Genomic DNA, 20,740 nt, shown 5'->3' with positions numbered 1-20,740 from the left:
CTTCTTTTTTATTTATTGGTAATCAAGCACAGCAAAAGGGCGCATACATACAATAATCTTGCAGTGTTATTTATGATGTGTAAAGAAGGTGAACACCATTGATGTTGACAGAAATGCAAATCGCTGTTTTAGGTGGTGATGCGAGGCAGCTAGAAATTGTTAAAAAATTAACAGAACTAGATGCTAAATTATATTTAATTGGATTTGAACAATTGGCGCAGGCCTTTTCTGGAGCAGTAAAAGAAAAAATCAATGATGTTGATTTTTCTAAAATTGATGCCCTCATTTTGCCAGTGCCAGGTACAAATTTAGCAGGTGAAGTAGATACAATATTCTCCAATGAAAAAATTACTTTAACAGAAAAAATACTTCGAGCAACACCATCCCATTGTAAAATTTACTCCGGTATTAGCAATGCATATCTCGATAAAATCACGAATAATGCGAATCGAGAACTTATTCAATTATTTAAACGTGATGATGTGGCTATTTATAATTCGATTCCGACAGTTGAGGGGACGATTATGATGGCGATTCAAAATACTGATATAACAATACATCAATCTTCCGTTTCAGTATTAGGGTTTGGAAGAGTTGGAATGAGTGTAGCTCGGACGTTTTCGCTATTAGGAGCAAAAGTAAAAGTTGGGGCTAGAGATCTTGCTCATTTAGCTAGAATCACTGAAATGGGGATGAAGCCCTTTCATTTAGATACTTTGAAAGCTGAGGTAAAGGATTTAGATATTTGTATTAATACCATTCCTCATCCAGTTTTAACAGCTGGAATCATTGCAGGTATGCCAACTAACACATTAATCATTGATCTAGCTTCAAAACCTGGTGGAACGGATTTTCGTTATGCGGAAAAACGTGGTGTAAAAGCTCTGTTAGCTCCAAGCTTGCCAGGCATTGTTGCACCTAAAACGGCTGGACAAATTTTAGCCAATATTCTTGCCCAATTATTATCAGAGGATTTTCAGATTAGAGAGGAGAATGAATAATGGATTTGCAAAATAAACGAATTGGCTTCGGGATCACAGGATCTCATTGTACGTATGATCAAGTTGTTCCCCAAATAGAAAAGTTGGTGGATTTCGGTGCTGAAGTTGTACCAGTCGTTACTTTTACTGTCCAAAATACGAATACAAAATTCGGGAATGGAGCCGATTGGGTAGCAAAAGTAGAAGAAATTACAGGTAGGAAAGTCATTGACTCAATGGTAGCAGCGGAGCCGTTAGGACCAAAAGAACCACTGGATTGCATGGTTATTTCTCCATTGACAGGAAATTCAATGAGTAAATTTGCAAATGCCTTGACTGATTCCCCAGTATTAATGGCAGCAAAAGCAACTTTAAGAAATCGCCATCCAGTTGTATTAGGGATATCGACGAATGATGCATTAGGGCTAAATGGAGTCAACTTAATGCGACTAATCTCAGCTAAAAATATCTATTTTGTCCCTTTTGGGCAAGATGATCCCATCAACAAACCCACTTCCATGGTATCAAAAATGGAGTTGCTTCCTGAAACAATTATGGCTGCATTAGAGGGAAACCAACTACAACCAGTTGTTCAAGAATATCGATAATGTGAAATTTGTCAACCTCCATATAATGGTGGTTGGCAAATTGTTAGAAAATAATCTTGTATTATTCAAAGAATTAATTTTAGTGAAAAGTTGATCGTAAAAGCAAAAATAAAATAAGCCTAGTTTATGATAGCGGAGCCTTTATTCCCACGTATGTTTTACTTGTACTTCGATATTCGACAGCTTTTTATCAAAAAATTATCGTTCACTGCATTAAATATGATAATATATTAATATTAATGAATATAAAACAACGATATTTATAGTGTGAGTTCAAAAAGAAGGATAAAAAGGACCAAGTCGGCTAAAGGCGCTGACGTCCTGTCAGCAACACCGACACTAGTACATCCTGTACGTCGAAAGTTCGGGGCGACGCCGTTTTCGAGCAGCGGACTTGTACAGGATGTACTGACTTCCGTATTACCCACAGGATGTTGCGAATTTAGCCTTTGATCTTTTTGAACATCGTCTTATAGTTTGTTGGAGTGGAAGGGGAATTCAGATGGTAAAGAAACAAGGCTTTCATATTGCTGTAATGGGGGCTACCGGGGCAGTTGGCAAGCAGATTATTCAAACATTAGAAAAAAGAAATTTTCCTATATCTCAATTAACCTTATTGTCTTCAGCTCGTTCAGCTGGTACAAAATTGAAATTTAAAGAAGAGACAATTACTGTTCAAGAGGCCGTTCCAGAGTCTTTTGAAGGTGTTGATATTGCTTTATTTAGTGCTGGTGGCAGTATATCCCAGAAATTTGCTTCGGAAGCTGTACAACGTGGAGCAATTGTAGTGGATAATACAAGCGCCTTTCGTATGGATCCTGAGGTTCCGCTTGTGGTTCCAGAGGTGAACGAAGATAAACTTCGAGATCATAAAGGAATTATTGCGAACCCAAATTGTTCTACGATTCAGATGGTAGCGACTCTAGAGCCAATTCAAAAAGCATTTGGACTAAAGAAAGTAATTGTTTCAACTTATCAAGCTGTTTCAGGTGCAGGAGCTGAAGCGATTCAAGAATTAAACGAAGAGACGGATGCGATTCTAAAAAATCAAGAATATCAGCCTTCTGTTTTACCAGTGGCTAGTGGAGAAAAGCATTACCAAATTGCTTTTAATGCTATCCCGCAAATCGATGTATTTACAGATAATGGTTTCACATTTGAAGAAATGAAAATGATCAATGAAACGAAGAAAATTATGGAAATGCCAGAGCTGAAAGTAGCAGCCACTTGTGTGCGCCTGCCAATTGAAACAAGTCATTCTGAATCTGTATATGTTGAATTAGATAGGGAAGATCTTAGGGTAGAGGATTTATGGGAAGTTCTTTCAAAAGCACCTGGCATCACACTCCAAGATCAACCAGAAGAGCAAATTTACCCAATGCCTGCAGCGGCTGTTGGGAAAGATGATGTCTTCGTAGGAAGAATCAGACGAGACCTTGATGAAAAATCTGGTTTTCATATGTGGATTGTCTCAGATAATTTGTTAAAGGGTGCAGCTTTAAATACAATCCAAATTGCAGAAAGTCTAATTAAATTAGGGCTAGTAACGAAGTAGGAATTGTTCAATATAGAGGACTTCATATAGAGGTGTCATCATGAAAATAATCATCCAAAAATTTGGCGGAACATCTGTTCAAAATAATGAGACAAGACAATATGCTCATAAACATGTTCAGAATGCCATTAAACAAGGGTATAAGGTAGTCGTCGTTGTTTCCGCCATGGGGAGAAGCGGAGCGCCATATGCGACCGATACATTATTATCACTCGTAGGTGGTTCTACAACCTTTTTGAACCAAAGGGAGCAAGATCTATTGCTTTCATGCGGTGAAACAATCTCAAGTGTTGTGTTTACGAATGAATTACTAGAGAAAGGTTTGAAAGCCACAGCTTTGACTGGGGCTCAAGCAGGTTTCATCACAACAAATGATCATACAAACGCAAAAATTAATAAAATGGATTGTAAAAGGCTTTTAAACCATTTAGAGACAATGGATGTAGTTGTTGTTGCTGGTTTCCAAGGAGCAACGAAAGAAGGAGACGTGACAACGATTGGAAGGGGAGGCAGCGATACATCTGCGGCAGCTTTAGGCGCGGCCTTAAACGCTGAATGGATTGACATTTATACAGATGTCGATGGAATGATGACAGCTGATCCTAGATTAGTTAAAAAAGCACGTTCCCTCTCATCAGTTACGTATAATGAAGTATCCAATATGGCCTATGAGGGAGCAAAGGTAATTCATCCTAGGGCTGTAGAAATTGCTATGCACGCGAAAATTCCGATTAGAATCAAGTCAACCTACACAGATACACCCGGAACACTTGTAACATCTTTAAGTGCTCAGGCTCAACAATACGATGTGAAAGAACGACTTGTAACGGGAATTGCCTATGTCCCAAATGTTTCTCAGATAAAGGTGAGAGCAAATGACGGTGAATATAATCTTCAATCTGATGTGTTTAAAGCAATGGCGAATGAAGGGATCAGTATAGATTTTATTAATATTTCTCCTAATAATGTCATATATACCGTTCCTTCTACTGTATTACAAAAGGCTGTGGCTGCATTAGAAAAAATCGGATATATCCCTACTGTTGAAGACAATTGTGCGAAGGTCTCGGTTGTTGGGGCGGGAATTACAGGTGTTCCTGGTGTAACAGCGAAGATCGTTGCTGCATTATCGGAAGAGGAAATCGGAATCCTGCAATCAGCAGATAGTCATACCACAATTTGGGTGCTCGTAAATGGGAATGATTTAGTTAATGCAGTAAATGCTTTACACGATGCATTTGAACTACAAAATGAAGAAGTGAAATACGAACAATAAGGATAGAGGTGTTTTTATGGTTCATTTCGGCCGAGTGTCAACAGCGATGGTCACCCCCTTTGACAGCAAAGGGAACATCGACTTTCCAAAAACGTCGATGTTAATTGAACATTTGCTTAACCATGGTAGTGATTCTCTTTTAGTTGCTGGTACTACTGGCGAATCGCCGACACTAACAACAGAGGAAAAATTGGCCTTATTCGAATATATAGTAAAAACGGTTGATGGGAGAGTTCCTGTCATTGCTGGAACAGGTAGTAATAATACGTATGCTTCTATAGAGTTAACAAAAAAGGCAGAAGAAATCGGCGTTGACGCGATTATGCTAGTGGCTCCATATTATAATAAAACCAATCAAAGAGGGCTATATGAGCATTTTTCAACCATTGCCCGTTCTACTCATTTGCCGATCATGATCTACAATATTCCAGGGCGATCTGTTGTGAATATTGAGCCTGATACAATTATTGAATTAGCAAAAATTGATAATGTTATTGCTGCGAAAGAAGCGAGTGGTAATCTTGAGGCGATGGCTCAGATTATTGCTAAAACAAAAGAAGATTTTCTTTTATATAGCGGAGATGATAGTTTAACCTTACCAGTTATGTCCATTGGCGGCTGTGGAGTTGTCTCGGTTGCCAGTCATGTCATTGGTTCAGAGATGCAACAGATGATTCAATCGTATGAACGAGGAGAAGTTGCCGAGGCAGCTCAGCTTCATAGAGACCTCTTACCAATCATGCGAGGATTATTTGCAGCCCCAAGTCCTGTTCCGGTTAAAACCGCTCTACAATTACTAGGATTTGATGTCGGGTCAGTTCGCCTTCCACTTGTTCCCTTAACAGGTGATGAGCGCGTTTCATTAAATGAATTATTACTAACGATTAAATAATCAATAATAGTATAAGACGTCCTATCGGCAAACAATGACATTATCTACTATTTATTTACAAGCTAGAATGTTATAAATTTCAACATAGTAAAATCGAGGACTGTTTCCATAATAGAATTTAGCCCTTCTTATATGTAGGATAGAGAATTGTCTCTAATCTATAAAGTGTTCTTCAGCAAAGGGCTAAACTCTTGGAGACAGTCCTTTGCTATGATGAAAAGGATTAAATACCGTACTATAGTCGAAGCTAGAATAAAAAACATTACCAATATAAATCCGACTTTATTCATTCGCCTTCGCATCTTAAAAAATGGACAAGTGTTTGCGATATCCTATTTCAAAAAATCAATAAGGTTGTACAGGCTATGGACATTCAAGTATAATGAAGCTACTGATGAAGATCGGAAATAAATGGTAGGAGGAAAAGATTTTGGTAAAAACAAAAAATGAAGTCATCAAAGTCATACCATTGGGGGGAGTAGGAGAGGTCGGCAAAAATATGTATGCCATCGAAATAGATGCAGACATCTTTATTATTGATGCCGGTCTTATGTTCCCTGAAAATGAAATGTTAGGGATCGATATTGTCATACCTGATATTACATGGCTTGTTGAACAGAAGGAACGGATTAAGGCGATATTTTTAACACATGGTCATGAAGATGCGATCGGGGCATTACCATATGTTTTTCAGAAATTAAAAGTTCCCGTTTATGGAGCAAAATTAACGATTGCGTTAGCAAAAGAAAAAATGAAAGAACAAAATGTGAAAACAGAAGGCTATTTTCATACGATCAAATCAAGCTCTCGCTTAAGATTTGATGGTGTGAACGTTACTTTCTTCCATACAACTCACAGTATTCCGGACTCCCTTGGAGTTTGCATTCATACCTCTGAAGGAAAAATCGTTCATACAGGGGATTTTAAATTTGATCAAGCAGCCACTGAATTATATCGTTCGGAAATGGGGAAAATGGCAAATATTGGAGAATCAGGTGTCTTATGTCTATTATCGGATAGTACAGAAGCTGAGCGACCTGGATTTGCTATTTCAGAATCGGTTACAGGTAGAGAAATTTCCGATGCTTTCCATGGAGCTAAAGGAAGAGTGATAGTAGCTTGCTTCGCATCAAATTTTATTAGAATTCAGCAAGCCCTTGACGCGGCATTTGAAAACAATCGTAAAGTCGCAGTAGTTGGAAAAAGTATAGAAAAAAGTTTTGAACTTGCATTAAAAATGGGGTATATTTCGGTGAAAAATCCTGAAAATATTATCCCTATTCAAGATATAGAGAAATTCAAAGATCATGAAGTGGCGATTATTTTTACTGGTGTCATGGGTGAACCTATTGAAGCATTACAAAAAATGGCACGACAAAACCATAAGAAAATTAATGTAAAAAAGGGCGACACAGTGCTCATTACAGCTACTCCATCACCGGCACTTGAGACTAGTATGTTTAAAACAATTGATATGCTAAGTCGGGCCGGAGCAACGGTAGGCTCATCGAATCGAAAGAGCTATGTTTCCGGGCATGGAAGTCAAGAAGACTTAAAGCTGATGCTGAATTTAATGAAGCCGAAATATTTTATTCCTATTCAGGGTGAATATCGAATGCTATATTCCCATGCCAAATTGGCTGAAGAGGTCGCTATACCGAAAGATCACATTTTCATCCCTGGAAAAGGGGATGTAATTGAATATAAAAACGGGAAAATGTCTGCAGGTAAACGCGTTCAATCAGGGAATGTCTTAATTGATGGAATTGGCGTAGGGGATGTCGGAAATATTGTATTGCGGGATCGAAAACTATTGTCCCAGGATGGTATTTTTATCATTGTCGTTACCGTTAATAAGAAAAATAAGAAAATAGCATCAGGCCCGGAAATTATCTCAAGAGGCTTTGTATACGTACGTGAATCTGAAAAATTGCTTGATGAAGCTTCAAAAATCGTCCGAGGAATTGCGGAAGAAGCCATTGCAGAAAATACATTTGATTGGGCGAGCTTCAAACAAGACATTAGAGACCGCTTAAACCATTTTCTCTACGAACACACGAAACGTAGACCAATGATCCTCCCAATTATTATGGAGGTATAGAACAAAAGCGCAAACGCCCGTCTAGTAATATAAGAGAACGAAAGCTACTCCTGAAAAATAGGGGTGGCTTTTTTTTTGACAATTGTTTTTCTTCCCTTTTCTCTCTGAATGAAAAAATCTTCTCCGTTTATACTATAGATATTAATTGTTCGAGTAAGGGAGGATATTATGAGCCAATCCTATAGAGCCAATGCACAATCTGAACAAGAGCCAAATCGTCAAAATGAGGAAAAGGAAGAAGGAGTTATTGAGAAGATTCAGCAACTAGGACAAACAAAAGTCCCTGAATTGTCTCAAGACAGTAACATCCATTGTTTAACGATTATTGGTCAAATTGAGGGGCATATGCAGTTGCCACCGCAAAATAAAACGACAAAATATGAACACATCATTCCGCAATTAGTCGCCATTGAACAAAATCCGAAAATCGAAGGGCTGCTTGTTGTTTTAAATACAGTAGGTGGCGATGTAGAGGCAGGACTTGCAATCTCAGAAATGATTGCGACGATTTCGAAACCAACTGTTTCGATTGTATTAGGCGGGGGGCATTCAATCGGAGTGCCTATTGCTGTTTCATGTGACTACTCGTATATTGCAGAAAGTGCAACAATGACCATTCATCCCATTCGTTTAACCGGACTTGTTATTGGTGTGCCTCAATCATTTGAATATATGGATAAAATGCAAGAACGCGTCGTTAAATTCGTCACAAAGCATTCCGAGATTTCAGAAGACGTGTTCAAAGATTTAATGTTTGCAAAAGGGAATCTTACAAGAGATATTGGAACAAATGTAATCGGGGAAGATGCTGTTCAAACAGGTTTAATTGATGATGTTGGAGGGATTGGGAATGCTATTCAAAAGCTTCGCGAACTTATAACATCTAAACAAAATACCGCACCTGATGGAGATTTGATCCAATGATTATTCATACAATTGTCCCACTGGAACTTATTTTTCAAGGATCAGAGCAAGAGTTCGCAGATCAACAAATGATAACAAGAAATGGCATTCCATTACTCGTAGAGCAGGATGATAAGATGTACAAAGTAGTGCGTATAATGAGTAGTAATCCTGATGATTATTTAAGAAATGATTTGTACCCTGGTGCCCTCATTTCACTTTATGATAATTGATTGTCGTAGGAGCTGTCCAAAACGTTGTTTGGAAGCTCCTCTTTTTCATCCCTTTAAAAATAGGGGAGATTATCCAAATATGGTATAATATACACATTGTAAATGGAGTCGCTAATACTGCAGTGAATTGATCAACAGACTATTTTTATTATATTGGGCAAGGTGATGGTATGGCAAAAAATAAACGTAAAAACCGGAAACGCTCGAAAAAAAAGATGCAAGAGATTTTAAAGTTTGAAATTACAGGAATTATATTGCTTGCATTAAGTTTGATTATTATCGTAACAGGTGACAAGCTTTTTCCTATGAATTACCCCTTTTATTTTCTATTTGGAGAATGGCATATTGTAGGGCCGCTAGGAATTATTGGGATTGCAGGTTATATGATTATTAAGAGGGAAAGACCTCCCCTTATTAACTATCGTCTCTTTGGTATGTATATTATCATTGCCTGCTTTTTACTTTTATCGCACATTAAATTCTTTGATTTAAAAATTGAGAGTGGAAAAATTCAAGGAGTTAGTGTGATTGCCAATACATTTCATGATTTTTTTCAGATCGTAAAAGGAAATACTTCAACTAAGGAATTTGGCGGGGGAATGCTTGGAGCTATAGTAACTTCTGTTACATACTTTGTGTTTGGATCTTTAGGAACAAAAATTTTAAGCTTCTTCCTTATGATTATCGGTCTTATGTTAATTACGGGGAAATCAATCGGTGAAGTCGTTGCTAAGATCGGGCAAAAATTAGTAGAGTTTACCAAAAAACAGTGGGAACAATTTAAATTAGATGTGAAAGAATGGAGGGAAGAGCAGAGAAAGAAGAAAGAAGAAAAACAAATGGAGGATTTGAATAAGAACGAAGAGAATATTACAAAGGTAGACCAAAAAGAAAGTGTAATGGTCCAAGCACATGATGAACTTGATGGTAATCCAGAACCAATTATCTCAAGTTTTACGGAACGGGCATATCAGGAAATAGATCCGTTAGAGGAAGAGCAGACTGAAGAAGAAACCGAAGGGATAGCAGATGAAGAAGTAGTCCCGCCAATGGCTTTTACAGAGCTTGAAAATATGGATTATCAACTTCCATCTATTCAGCTGTTAAGAAGACCAAAAGCAACAGATCAAACCAATGAATATCAACTAATTCATGCCAATGCATCAAAGCTAGAAAAAACGTTTCAAAGCTTCGGGGTAAAAGCAAGAGTAGCACAGGTTCATCTTGGTCCAGCTGTAACGAAATATGAAGTTCATCCTGAGTCCGGTGTAAAAGTAAGCCGAATTGTTAGTCTTAGTGATGATATTGCCCTAGCTTTAGCTGCTAAGGATATTCGGATGGAAGCCCCTATTCCTGGAAAATCAGCGATTGGGATTGAAGTTCCTAACTCAGAAGTTGCAATGGTATCTCTCCGTGAGGTATTGGAATCCAAAGAGAATGAGCGGCCAGAAGCGAAACTGCAAATTGGTTTAGGACGAGATATTACAGGACAAGCGGTAGTGGCCGAATTAAATAAAATGCCTCATATGCTTGTTGCTGGTGCTACTGGAAGCGGGAAGAGTGTTTGTATTAATGGCATTATTACAAGTATTTTAATGAGGGCGAAACCTCATGAAGTGAAAATGATGATGATTGACCCGAAAATGGTTGAGTTAAATGTTTATAATGGTGTCCCTCATTTACTCGCTCCTGTGGTAACGGATCCTAAAAAAGCAGCCCAGGCACTTATGAAAGTGGTAAATGAGATGGAAAGAAGGTATGAGCTATTTTCACACACAGGGACAAGAAATATCGGTGGCTATAATGACTATATCGTCAAAGCAAATGCGGAAAATGATGAAAAACAACCATTATTACCTTATATCGTTGTTATTGTCGATGAATTAGCAGATTTAATGATGGTAGCATCGAATGATGTAGAAGATGCGATCACTAGACTTGCGCAAATGGCTAGGGCTGCTGGAATCCATCTTATTATTGCGACTCAAAGACCATCCGTTGATGTCATTACAGGTGTGATAAAAGCTAATATTCCGTCTAGAATTGCATTTGCAGTATCATCGGCAACAGATTCCCGTACCATTCTAGATTCAGGAGGAGCGGAGAAATTATTAGGGCGAGGAGATATGCTGTTCTTACCAGTAGGAGCTAGCAAACCAGTGAGAATTCAAGGAGCCTTTTTGTCAGATCAAGAAGTTGAAGAAGTGGTTGAATATGTGATCGGACAACAAAAGGCTCAATATCAAGAAGAAATGATCCCAGATGACACCCCTGAAATTGTCGAAGATGTAGCAGATGATCTTTATGAGGAAGCGGTGCAATTAATAGCGGACATGCAAACAGCCTCTGTATCTATGCTTCAACGCCGATTTAGAATTGGTTATACGAGGGCGGCAAGATTAATCGATGAAATGGAGATGCGAGGAATTGTAGGTCCTTATGAGGGGAGTAAACCACGGACAGTGCTAATTCCTAAAGGCAATATGGAAGAGCATTCCTCTTAGAAAAGTGAAAGGCGATGTCGTCTAGATACGAAAAGGCTATTTAGCAGTCCATCGGTTGTTGCGACGCTCTGTCGCAACAACGATGGACTCGCATTTTACGAGTCTTTTGCTCTACTGCCTATTATTAGACAAAAAATCATCTGCCGGATTAGCTGCTTATTCGCATATTTCATGTTCAATAACATAAAATAGAGTGCAGCATTCTAGTTCTTTGATGTATTTTACCATAAAAATATTATGTAAAGTTAATTATCTATAAATGGAGGTTTAGCAATGGAATTTGAAAAAGAACATATTGTAAAAATGAATGGTTTTACTCTACATATGATACAGACAGAGAAATATAAAACAAATACGATTGTTTGGAAAATGAAGGCCCCTCTTCAAAAAGAAACAGCGACGTTAAGAGCGTTATTACCATTAGTCATGCAAAGCAGTACAAAGAAATATGCTACTTCTGGTGCGTTACGCTCCTATTTGGATGAACTTTATGGGGCATCCTTTTATGCAGATACGAGTAAAAAAGGAGAAGAAAATATCATTAGTTTTACATTAGAGATCGCCAATGAGAAGTATTTGCAAGATAAAAATCCTCTTTTGCATAAAGGCGTTGATTTTTTAACTGAAGTGTTACTTCATCCTAATGTCGCGAATGATCGATTCGATGAAAAAACAATGAAGAAGGAAAAAAGAGGATTGAAAGAAAGGATTCATTCTCTTTACGATGATAAAATGCGTTATGCAACAGTCCGCTTGGTAGAAGAAATGTGTAAAAATGAGCCTTATGCAATTCAACCAACTGGTGAGCTTGATGAAATCGATGCAATCACCGGGGAAAGCCTTTACGAATACTATCAGCGAGCTTTTAATGAGGATCAAATTGATTTATATATTATTGGCGATATTGAGGTATCTGAAGTCCAGAATCTATTTTCAGTTTTGTCCCTTTCTGATCGGGTTATGAAACAAAAAAATAGACCGGCTACAAAGGAAGTCGATGAACTAACAGTTGTTAAAGAACATCAGGACTTAAATCAAGGTAAATTAAATATAGGCTGCCGCACAAACATTCTGCTTGGAGATCAAGAATACTATGCTTTACAGATGTTTAATGGTATTTTTGGTGGATTTGCTCACTCTAAGCTATTTATTAATGTGCGAGAAAAAGAAAGCCTTGCTTATTATGCTGCAAGTCGAATTGAAAGTCATAAAGGTTTATTAATGATCATGTCCGGAATTGAAAACCAAAATTATGATAAAGCCGTTTCCATCATTAAGGAGCAGCTGGACTTGATGCGATTAGGAGAATTTACAGAAAATGAAATTGATCAAACAAAGGCGGTTATTAGAAATGAACTTTTAGAAACACTTGATTCAGCTAAAGGTTTTATAGAAGTTCTTTATAATAATTATGTTGGAGATGAAAAGATTACGTTAGCAAATTGGCTTGAAAGAATCCAAGCTGTTTCGAAAGAAGAAATCATTGAAATTGCCAAGAAGATTGAAATGGATACCATTTACTTTTTGGCTGGAACGGAAGGTGAGTAAAAAAATGAATAAAGTTGAATTTACTCAAATAAATGAGACATTGTACCATGAAAAATTGGAGAATGGCTTGGATGTTTATATACTGCCTAAGCCTGGATTTAATAAAACCTATGTGACATTCACGACAAAATATGGTTCCATTGATGATCATTTCAAACCGCTGAATCAAAGTGAATTTAAACGTGTTCCCGATGGGATCGCTCATTTTCTCGAGCATAAGATGTTTGAGAAGGAGGACGGAGACACTTTTCAAACATTTAGTAAACAAGGGGCATCAGCCAATGCCTTTACATCCTTTGATCGAACTGCCTACTTATTTTCTAGTACAGATCATGTCAAACTTAATTTAAAGACATTATTAGATATGGTACAAAAACCATATTTCACTGAAAAGACGGTCGAAAAGGAAAAAGGGATTATTGGCCAAGAAATTATGATGTATGATGATAATCCTGATTGGAGGGCGTATTTCGGAACAATTGAGAATATGTACCATCATCATCCTGTGAAAATAGATATTGCTGGCACGATTGAATCGATTGCGCCGATCACGGCTGAGTTGCTCTATAACTGTTATGAGACTTTTTATCATCCGAGTAATATGATGTTATTCATTACGGGACCACTTGATCCAACAGACATCATGACATTCATCCGCGACGATCAAGCGGCAAAGCAATACCAAGCAGCACCAGAAATTGAGCGGATTTTTGAAGAAGAACCAGAAACGGTCGCGCAAAAAATGCAAGTACTAGAAATGAATGTACAGACACCTAAATGCTTTGTCGGAGTAAAAGCAACAAAAATTGGTCAATCTGGTGAAGAAATGTTAAGGAATGAATTATCCTTATCCCTTTTTATGGATATATTGTTTAGCAAAAGCTCTGATTTGTATGAAGAATTATATACAAGCGAATTAATTGATGATACTTTTCAATATGAATATTCACAAGAACAGAGCTATGGTTTTGCGGTGATTGGAGGAAATACAAAAAAACCTGAAGAGCTCGCAAATAAGATAAATAGCATTTTATTAGAGGCAAAAACAGGGAAATATATTACTGAAGAAGCGTTAGAAAGAACGAAGAAAAAACGAATTGGCCGATTTCTTCGCTCATTAAATTCACAAGAGTACATTGCGAATCAATTCACAAGATTTATTTTTAATGAAATGAATTTATTCGACGTTGTGCCCGTACTTGAGACATTGACGATTCAAGATGTTTTAACAGCCGCGAAGGATTTGATTGAGGAAAACCGGATGACGGTTTGCCAGGTTGTGCCAAAACAATAAGTGTGGATTTTTACATCCAGCTCCAGGAGCCATCGGCGTTGCTACAGGACGTGGCGGTCTTGGCCGGTGTTCCACGAAATAACCTGAGCCAATGAAAGGCAAAGAACACCTTTCATTGGCTCAGAACATTTGCTTGTCGCCGATAGGCGGGCGCCTTGCGCTTTTGTTTTTGCCCGGACGAATTGGTGCCGGGCATTTTTATTTAAAAAATGTGAGGGGAAGTAGAATGAAGAAATATGCTTTAATCACTGGTGCGAGTGGCGGGATTGGTTCAGCGATAGCAGAGGAACTTGCTAGTGAAGGTTGGAATCTTTATTTACATTATCATAAAAATAAAGAAATTCTATTTCAATTAATTCATCAGTTAAGCCCATATGGAATAGAATGTATTCCAATTTGTGCCGATTTATCAACAAGAGAAGGAACGAACCATCTTATTGACCATATTTTTCAGATTGATGCTTTGATTTACTCCTCTGGCAGTGCTCCGTACGGTCTTTTTTCTGATTTAGCTGAAATGGAAATGGACAAAATGTTACAGCTTCATATAAAAAGTCCAATGATGCTGGTTCAATCTTTATTACCAAGTTTAAGGCAGCGGCAATCTGCTCGAATTGTACTTATTAGTTCCATATGGGGACAAACAGGAGCAGCTTGTGAAGTTCTATACTCGACCGTTAAAGGGGCACAAATCGCGTTCGTTAAATCGTTAAGCAAAGAAACAGCGAGTTCTAGTCTGCGTATTAATTGTGTAGCTCCCGGAGCGGTCAAAACCAATATGTTAGCACAATTTGATGCACAAGAATTAGAAGAACTTGAATCCGCTATTCCGCTTGGATATATAGCTGAACCTAAGGATATTTCTGGCGCCGTTTCTTTCTTATTATCGGAAAGAGCCTCCTATATAACTGGACAGGTTTTAGCAGTAAATGGCGGATGGTATACGTGATCTCCATAGAATAATGTGATTTTCACTTGTACATAATAAATGTGAAGCTGTTCAATTAAAGGAGGATATGCTATGTCAGTTCTTAATAATTGGGATCAATGGAAAAACTTTTTGGGTGATCAGCTTGATGGTGCACAAGAACAAGGTATGACCGGGAAAGTTATTGATAAAATGGCCCATCATGTCGGAGATTATTTAGCCAATCATGTCGACCCAAAAAATGAACAACAAAGAGTTTTATCTGATCTTTGGTCTGTGGCTTCAGAGGAAGAACAGGATGCTATTGCTAGTGTAATGGTAAAGCTTGTAGAAAATAACAGCTCTAAATAAAAGGTGAACAACAAATTGACTGCGTTCTAAAGAGGTTTATTTTCCGAAAAAAGGAAATGAAATCTCTCTAGGCGCAGTCTTTTTTCATTTAATTCACAATATGTTTCTCTTTCAAATTACATGATAATCCGCTATTATATATACTAGATATCTTTACGAACTTAGTTTGACTGAGGAGTGGGTCGAAGTGGATCGGAAAGAATGGTACTTTGAATATGAAATTGCAATTGATCGACCTGGTCTATTAGGAGATATCTCTTCTTTATTAGGGATGCTCTCGATTAATATCGTTAGCATTAATGGGGTAGATAGTGGAAGACGCGGCCTTTTAATACGTGCTAGTAATGAAGTGCAAATAAAACGATTAGAATCAATTTTAGATACAGTTGATACAATTAAAGTGACGAAGATGAGAGAACCAAAGCTTCGTGATCGTCTAGCTGTTAGGCATGGTCGTTATATTCAAAGAGATATGGATGATAAAAAGACTTTTCGCTTTGTTCGGGATGAATTGGGTCTCCTTGTTGATTTTATGGCTGAATTATTTAAACAAGATGGACATAAACTAATTGGGATTAGAGGAATGCCACGGGTAGGAAAAACAGAATCAGTGGTAGCCTCGAGTGTTTGTGCAAATAAAAAGTGGCTTTTTGTTTCATCTACTTTATTAAAACAGACGATACGTAAAGAATTAATCAAGGATGAATACGATGCCGATAATATCTTTATTATCGATGGGATTGTTTCTAGAAAGCGGGCAGATGAAAGACATTTGCAGCTTGTCCGAGAAATTATGTGCCTCCCTGCTGTTAAAGTAATCGAACATCCTGATATTTTTGTACAGCATTCTGAGTATTCGATTGAAGATTTTGATTATATTATTGAGCTTAGAAATACACATGAAGAAAAAATTACATACGAAGTAGTAGCGAAAAACAGTCTTTTTAGTGAACCTGAGTTTGGATTTGATTTCTAGGATAGGCAGGTGTTGGCATTGTCAGATTTAGGTAACAGACTGCGAATGGCGCGAGAAGAAAAAAGTCTCACATTGGATGAACTGCAAGCTATTACAAGAATACAGAAACGGTATTTGTCTGCGATTGAAGAAGGGAATTTTAAAGTGATGCCTGGGAAGTTTTATACCCGAGCATTTATTAAGCAATATGCTGAGGCGGTTGATCTTGAGCCTGAGGTGCTGTTTGATGAATATAAAAATGAGATCCCAGTCGCTTATGATGATAATGTACCTGAAAACTTAACACGCGTACAATCGAGGGATTCAGTCTCACGTAAAACGTCAAAGATTATGGAGTTTTTTCCTAAAATTCTAATGGCCATTTTCTTTATCGCCATTGTGGTTTTAATTTGGTATTTGGTAACTAATTTTCTTATTTCTAATGATAAAGATCCAGTAGATAATCAAAATGCAGGGGTTAATATTACCGAATCAGATGATGTCTCTCCACCCGATTCCAGTGAAGATGATGATGAGGGAGATCAGTCAGGTTCGGATGAGCAAGATGATTCAGAGGATACGGATAAGCAATCAGAGGAAAGTGAAGAAGAGGAAGAACAAAAAATCACGATGGAAGGAGTGTCTGGAAGCACAACAACTTATGAGGTTACCAATGCTGATAAGTATGAAGTGATGGTGAAAGCAACGGATTCTGGAGAAGCGTGGATTGAAGTGACGAATAATGGCGAAAAACAGTTTGCATCTAAAAAAATAGCCAATGGGGAAAGCGAAACATATGATTTCTCAGATGAGTCGGAGGCATACATCCGGACGGGAAGAGCAGCGGAGACTGAAATTTATATAAATGATGAGAAACTAGAATTGGAAAGCGATGCGACCGTCCAAAATATTGTTATAAAATTCAATAAAGAATCATAACTTTTCCCGCCGCTTGTCGGCGGTTATTTTTACCGAGCTTAATATGAATTAAGCTTTTGATTGGGAGGAACTTTGTTCATGAATTTACCAAATAAAATTACGATTTCTAGAATCTTTCTGATTCCAATTTTTATGGTTTTTATGCTTGTCCCATTTCCTTGGGGGGTTGTACAGCTTCCTGGGACAGAAATTGAAATGGCCCATCTGATCGGTGCATTGATTTTTATTATTGCAGCCGTAACAGATTGGGTGGATGGTTATTTTGCCCGAAAATACGATTTGGTGACAACCTTGGGTAAGTTTTTAGATCCGCTTGCCGATAAACTGCTGGTGTCTGCAGCACTTATTATTTTGGCTGAGATGCAACTTGCTCCTTCTTGGATCGTCATTATTATTATTAGTCGGGAATTTGCGGTTACAGGGCTGCGACTTGTATTAGCTGGTTCAGGTGAGGTCGTTGCAGCGAAAATGCTGGGAAAAATAAAAATGTGGACGCAAATTATTGCTATTTCAGCTTTACTTCTTAATAATATCTTTTTTGAAGCAATCGGATTTCCTTTTGCTTTAATCGCTTTATGGATTTCGATGTTCTTTACAATATGGTCTGGATATGAATATTTTCACAAAAATAGAACAGCTCTTTTACAATCAAAATAATGATTATGATGTAGGAAGGATTTTGCTGAATGAATGCTGAGATTATTGGAGTAGGAACAGAACTTTTATTAGGGCAAATTGTGAATTCGAATGCACAGTTTATCTCACGTGAACTAGCAGAGCTGGGAGTTCATGTCTACTATCATACTGTCGTTGGAGATAATCCGAAAAGATTAGAAAACGCCATTTCGATAGCTGAAGAAAGAGCCGATCTTATTATTTTTACAGGTGGATTAGGACCAACTAAAGACGATTTAACGAAAGAAGTAATTGCCAATCATACTGGAAAGCAGCTTGTTGCAGATCCTATGGCGATGGAAAATATCCTTTCTTACTTTAAAAAAACAGGTAGAGAAATGTCTGAGAACAATAAAAAGCAAGCGCTCGTCCTTGAGGGAGCTGCTGTACTGCCTAACGAACATGGAATGGCTCCAGGAATGTTTGTGAAAAAAGCTCAACATCTTTATATGTTATTACCTGGCCCACCGCATGAAATGCAACCAATGCTCAGAAAATATGGGGCACCCGCTATTATAGATCAATTAGAATCACGTGAACGAATTGAATCAAGAGTATTGCGTTATTTTGGCATTGGCGAATCACAATTAGAGACCGAGATTGAAGATCTTATTGATGCGCAGACCAATCCAACCATTGCTCCGCTTGCGGGCGATAATGAAGTCACAATTCGTATAACTGCACGTGGTCAATCCGAGGAAAAAGCGCTGCAAATGATTGAGCAGATGGAAAAGAAAATTAATGCTAGAGTGGGACAATTCTTTTATGGATATGATCAAACGACGATCATGAAAGAATTACTTACCATTTTAGATAAAAAAGATTTAACGATTGCAGCAGCAGAAAGTTTAACAGGTGGCATGTTTCAATCTGAAATGACCGGTGTGACAGGTGTAAGCACAATGTTAATTGGAGGAGTAGTTTGTTACTCTAACCAGTCTAAAATAAAGCTATGCCAAGTAAAAGCTGAAACGATTGAAAAGCATGGGGTCGTAAGTGAACAATGTGCGATTGAATTAGCGGAAAATATTCGTACCATCTTAGGTACTAATATTGGAATAAGCTTTACAGGAGTAGCAGGGCCTGATTCTTTAGAAGGGCATCCAGCAGGTACAGTATGGATAGGGATTTCTTTTGATGATCGTCCCACTAAAACCTATCTATTAAATCTCTCTGGTTCAAGAATTGGAAATCAAAAAAGGACAGTTAGATATGGCTGTTATTATCTGTTAAAGGAATTGGAAGAGTCTTTATAAGAAATGCGGAAGCGCCTTGATGTAAGAAGAAAGGCTAAATTCGCGCCGTCCTGACGGCAGACTCACTTCGTCTACACTAGTACTTCCTGTACGTCGCAACGCCTTTCTGACAACATCCTGTTGACCTCGAGGGGCTAGGCGCTGGACCAAGACCATCATAAAAAATAAAAAGCGCGTGGGCGCTTTTTATATTTGTAAAAATATTGTTTTGCGCTAGAAAATAGGAGAAAAAGGGGGTTTTCCCCTATTGAAAAATACTTTTTCAGGCTCTTCTTTTCTTTAAAATTGACGAATAAATGTTCGTTTTTTACTTGGCAAATCAGATGAAAAGCTTTATACTAGAGTTAGCTTTAAATAATATAGCAAATTTATTTAAGAGAATATAAATATAGGGAGGATATTTTATGAGTGATCGCCAAAAAGCATTAGACTTGGCATTAAAACAGATCGAGAAACAATTTGGAAAAGGTTCGGTTATGAAACTAGGAGAACAAACAAACCGAAAAATTTCTACTATATCGAGTGGCTCTCTTGCTCTTGATATTGCGCTAGGAGTTGGAGGATATCCAAGAGGACGGGTAATAGAAATTTATGGTCCTGAGAGTTCCGGTAAAACGACCGTTGCGCTCCATGCGATTGCTGAAGTACAAGCAAACGGTGGTCAAGCGGCATTTATAGATGCTGAGCATGCCCTTGACCCTGTGTATGCCGAAAAATTGGGTGTAAATATTGATGAATTACTTCTCTCACAACCTGATACAGGTGAACAGGGCTTAGAAATTGCAGAGGCTCTCGTTAGAAGTGGAGCTATTGAAGTGATCGTCATTGATTCGGTAGCTGCATTAGTTCCAAAGGCTGAGATTGAAGGAGAAATGGGAGATGCTCACGTAGGTCTTCAAGCCCGATTAATGTCTCAGGCACTTAGAAAATTATCAGGTGCGATTAATAAATCAAATACAATTGCTATTTTTATTAACCAAATCCGTGAAAAAGTAGGAGTCATGTTCGGAAATCAACTTCAAACTGCCTAGACTTTCAAAGCTGTTGTGAAACAAATGACCATTGAAAATTGATGGGAGAGAAAAGTTCCGTGGCTGTAAAAATAGGAAATAGACTTTTTAAAAATGTAGATTCGTGGCAAGTAGACTATATTAAGAGACACTCGGAGAAAAAGCTCAAAGAGATTGGTGGGGCTATAAATCTTGATGAAAGACGGGTTGGGGAAATTATCAAATTACTTGGTATTCCAAGAGAAAGACATTGGAAGATTTATTTACCCAAGACGAAAGAAGTGGAAGAAGAATTAAAAAACCCTTATCTTTCTCATGTGGAGATAGCTTATAAGTATAAAGTGTCAGAAGCTTGTGTTGCAAAAAGAAGAAAAGAACTTGGAGTAAATTCAAGAAGGAAAAACTATGATACCCTGATTGAAAAACAAGTTGAAGAAATTCTTCTTATCCTTGATCTAGCATTTTTAAAACAAAAGCGTTTTGGAAGATGGTCGGTAGATTTTTACCTTGGGAGAAAATATTGTATAGACGTTCATGGAGAATGGTCACATTCCAAGCGAAAAATTATCGAAAGAGATAAACGCAAAAAAACCTATTTTGAAGCACACTCTATTAATTATTTGGTCATTGAAGAAAAAGAATTACTACAGCCGAAAAAAGTAATAAATAGAATAAAGCAGTTTACTCTGGGTTTCCCATGTTAGTGATAGCATGAAAAAAACCTTGTGAACC

Annotated in this window: 18 protein-coding genes and 1 pseudogene; all 19 read left to right on the top strand. The window is 37.7% G+C overall.

What is annotated here, in order from left to right; all coding sequences use genetic code 11:
- The first annotated feature begins 101 nt into the window (after positions 1-101).
- The 19 genes and pseudogenes from dpaA (at position 102) to KI375_RS04315 (ending at position 20,712) form a co-directional block, all read left to right on the top strand.
- Positions 102-1,001 (top strand): dipicolinic acid synthetase subunit A, encoded by a 900-nt coding sequence (dpaA, locus tag KI375_RS04405; RefSeq protein ID WP_212972321.1) that lies wholly within the window; start codon positions 102-104, stop codon positions 999-1,001.
- Positions 1,001-1,588, top strand: a complete 588-nt coding sequence (dpaB, locus tag KI375_RS04400; RefSeq protein ID WP_212972320.1) for a dipicolinate synthase subunit B — start codon at positions 1,001-1,003, stop codon at positions 1,586-1,588. The genes dpaA and dpaB overlap by 1 nt, the downstream gene beginning before the upstream one ends.
- A 502-nt stretch (positions 1,589-2,090) precedes the next feature.
- Positions 2,091-3,143: an aspartate-semialdehyde dehydrogenase gene (asd, locus tag KI375_RS04395; protein WP_212972319.1), complete on the top strand. Its 1,053-nt coding sequence runs from the start codon at positions 2,091-2,093 to the stop codon at positions 3,141-3,143.
- Between the two features lie 40 nt (positions 3,144-3,183).
- Positions 3,184-4,419 carry an aspartate kinase gene (dapG, locus tag KI375_RS04390; RefSeq protein ID WP_212972318.1) on the top strand — a complete coding sequence of 412 codons (1,236 nt, stop codon included), beginning with the start codon at positions 3,184-3,186 and terminating at the stop codon, positions 4,417-4,419.
- Between the two features lie 16 nt (positions 4,420-4,435).
- Entirely contained in the window at positions 4,436-5,311 is an 876-nt protein-coding gene (gene dapA / locus KI375_RS04385; RefSeq protein ID WP_212972317.1) for a 4-hydroxy-tetrahydrodipicolinate synthase, read from the top strand.
- Positions 5,312-5,741: 430 nt separating this feature from the next.
- On the top strand, positions 5,742-7,412 hold the full coding sequence (locus KI375_RS04380; RefSeq protein WP_212972316.1) for a ribonuclease J: 1,671 nt from the start codon (positions 5,742-5,744) through the stop codon (positions 7,410-7,412).
- A gap of 168 nt (positions 7,413-7,580) precedes the next feature.
- A complete protein-coding gene (locus tag KI375_RS04375) occupies positions 7,581-8,336 on the top strand; it encodes a ClpP family protease (protein WP_212972315.1) in 756 nt (251 codons plus the stop codon).
- On the top strand, positions 8,333-8,548 hold the full coding sequence (locus KI375_RS04370) for a YlzJ-like family protein (RefSeq protein ID WP_212972314.1): 216 nt from the start codon (positions 8,333-8,335) through the stop codon (positions 8,546-8,548). The genes KI375_RS04375 and KI375_RS04370 overlap by 4 nt, the downstream gene beginning before the upstream one ends.
- A 170-nt stretch (positions 8,549-8,718) precedes the next feature.
- Positions 8,719-11,052, top strand: a complete 2,334-nt coding sequence (locus tag KI375_RS04365; protein ID WP_212972313.1) for an FtsK/SpoIIIE family DNA translocase — start codon at positions 8,719-8,721, stop codon at positions 11,050-11,052.
- Positions 11,053-11,325: 273 nt separating this feature from the next.
- The gene (gene yfmF, locus KI375_RS04360; protein WP_212972312.1) at positions 11,326-12,600 is read left to right on the top strand and encodes an EF-P 5-aminopentanol modification-associated protein YfmF; all 1,275 of its coding nucleotides are present in this window, start codon (positions 11,326-11,328) and stop codon (positions 12,598-12,600) included.
- 4 nt (positions 12,601-12,604) lie between these two features.
- Positions 12,605-13,894, top strand: coding sequence for an EF-P 5-aminopentanol modification-associated protein YfmH (gene yfmH, locus KI375_RS04355; protein ID WP_212972311.1), 1,290 nt, complete (start codon positions 12,605-12,607; stop codon positions 13,892-13,894).
- A gap of 226 nt (positions 13,895-14,120) precedes the next feature.
- Positions 14,121-14,843 carry an elongation factor P 5-aminopentanone reductase gene (ymfI, locus tag KI375_RS04350; RefSeq protein WP_212972310.1) on the top strand — a complete coding sequence of 241 codons (723 nt, stop codon included), beginning with the start codon at positions 14,121-14,123 and terminating at the stop codon, positions 14,841-14,843.
- A gap of 72 nt (positions 14,844-14,915) precedes the next feature.
- The gene (locus tag KI375_RS04345; RefSeq protein ID WP_212972309.1) at positions 14,916-15,173 is read left to right on the top strand and encodes a DUF3243 domain-containing protein; all 258 of its coding nucleotides are present in this window, start codon (positions 14,916-14,918) and stop codon (positions 15,171-15,173) included.
- A gap of 187 nt (positions 15,174-15,360) precedes the next feature.
- Positions 15,361-16,149 (top strand): DUF3388 domain-containing protein, encoded by a 789-nt coding sequence (locus tag KI375_RS04340; RefSeq protein ID WP_207449822.1) that lies wholly within the window; start codon positions 15,361-15,363, stop codon positions 16,147-16,149.
- 18 nt (positions 16,150-16,167) lie between these two features.
- Complete coding sequence (locus tag KI375_RS04335; protein ID WP_212972308.1) at positions 16,168-17,067, top strand: helix-turn-helix domain-containing protein; 900 nt, start codon at positions 16,168-16,170, stop codon at positions 17,065-17,067.
- Positions 17,068-17,145: 78 nt separating this feature from the next.
- Complete coding sequence (gene pgsA / locus KI375_RS04330) at positions 17,146-17,724, top strand: CDP-diacylglycerol--glycerol-3-phosphate 3-phosphatidyltransferase (RefSeq protein WP_212972307.1); 579 nt, start codon at positions 17,146-17,148, stop codon at positions 17,722-17,724.
- Between the two features lie 29 nt (positions 17,725-17,753).
- The gene (locus KI375_RS04325) at positions 17,754-18,998 is read left to right on the top strand and encodes a competence/damage-inducible protein A (protein WP_212972306.1); all 1,245 of its coding nucleotides are present in this window, start codon (positions 17,754-17,756) and stop codon (positions 18,996-18,998) included.
- Positions 18,999-19,402: 404 nt separating this feature from the next.
- A pseudogene (recA, locus tag KI375_RS04320) lies at positions 19,403-20,011 on the top strand (recombinase RecA); the annotation flags it as partial.
- Between the two features lie 77 nt (positions 20,012-20,088).
- The gene (locus tag KI375_RS04315) at positions 20,089-20,712 is read left to right on the top strand and encodes a PDDEXK family nuclease (protein WP_212972305.1); all 624 of its coding nucleotides are present in this window, start codon (positions 20,089-20,091) and stop codon (positions 20,710-20,712) included.
- Positions 20,713-20,740 lie beyond the last annotated feature (28 nt).

The organism is Bacillus sp. J14TS2 (assembly GCF_018333015.1).
Lineage (GTDB): Bacteria > Bacillota > Bacilli > Bacillales > Bacillaceae_C > Lederbergia.
The sequence above is the reverse complement of the archived record's forward strand: the minus strand, read 5'-3'. Positions and strand labels throughout refer to the sequence as shown.

Bases quoted from the DNA above. Each gene is read 5' to 3' on its own strand.
- dpaA (WP_212972321.1), top strand. From the start codon at position 102: ATGTTGACAGAAATGCAAATCGCTGTTTTAGGTGGTGATGCGAGGCAG.
- dpaB (WP_212972320.1), top strand. From the start codon at position 1,001: ATGGATTTGCAAAATAAACGAATTGGCTTCGGGATCACAGGATCTCAT.
- asd (WP_212972319.1), top strand. From the start codon at position 2,091: ATGGTAAAGAAACAAGGCTTTCATATTGCTGTAATGGGGGCTACCGGG.
- dapG (WP_212972318.1), top strand. From the start codon at position 3,184: ATGAAAATAATCATCCAAAAATTTGGCGGAACATCTGTTCAAAATAAT.
- dapA (WP_212972317.1), top strand. From the start codon at position 4,436: ATGGTTCATTTCGGCCGAGTGTCAACAGCGATGGTCACCCCCTTTGAC.
- KI375_RS04375 (WP_212972315.1), top strand. From the start codon at position 7,581: ATGAGCCAATCCTATAGAGCCAATGCACAATCTGAACAAGAGCCAAAT.
- KI375_RS04370 (WP_212972314.1), top strand. From the start codon at position 8,333: ATGATTATTCATACAATTGTCCCACTGGAACTTATTTTTCAAGGATCA.
- KI375_RS04365 (WP_212972313.1), top strand. From the start codon at position 8,719: ATGGCAAAAAATAAACGTAAAAACCGGAAACGCTCGAAAAAAAAGATG.
- yfmF (WP_212972312.1), top strand. From the start codon at position 11,326: ATGGAATTTGAAAAAGAACATATTGTAAAAATGAATGGTTTTACTCTA.
- yfmH (WP_212972311.1), top strand. From the start codon at position 12,605: ATGAATAAAGTTGAATTTACTCAAATAAATGAGACATTGTACCATGAA.
- ymfI (WP_212972310.1), top strand. From the start codon at position 14,121: ATGAAGAAATATGCTTTAATCACTGGTGCGAGTGGCGGGATTGGTTCA.
- KI375_RS04345 (WP_212972309.1), top strand. From the start codon at position 14,916: ATGTCAGTTCTTAATAATTGGGATCAATGGAAAAACTTTTTGGGTGAT.
- pgsA (WP_212972307.1), top strand. From the start codon at position 17,146: ATGAATTTACCAAATAAAATTACGATTTCTAGAATCTTTCTGATTCCA.
- KI375_RS04325 (WP_212972306.1), top strand. From the start codon at position 17,754: ATGAATGCTGAGATTATTGGAGTAGGAACAGAACTTTTATTAGGGCAA.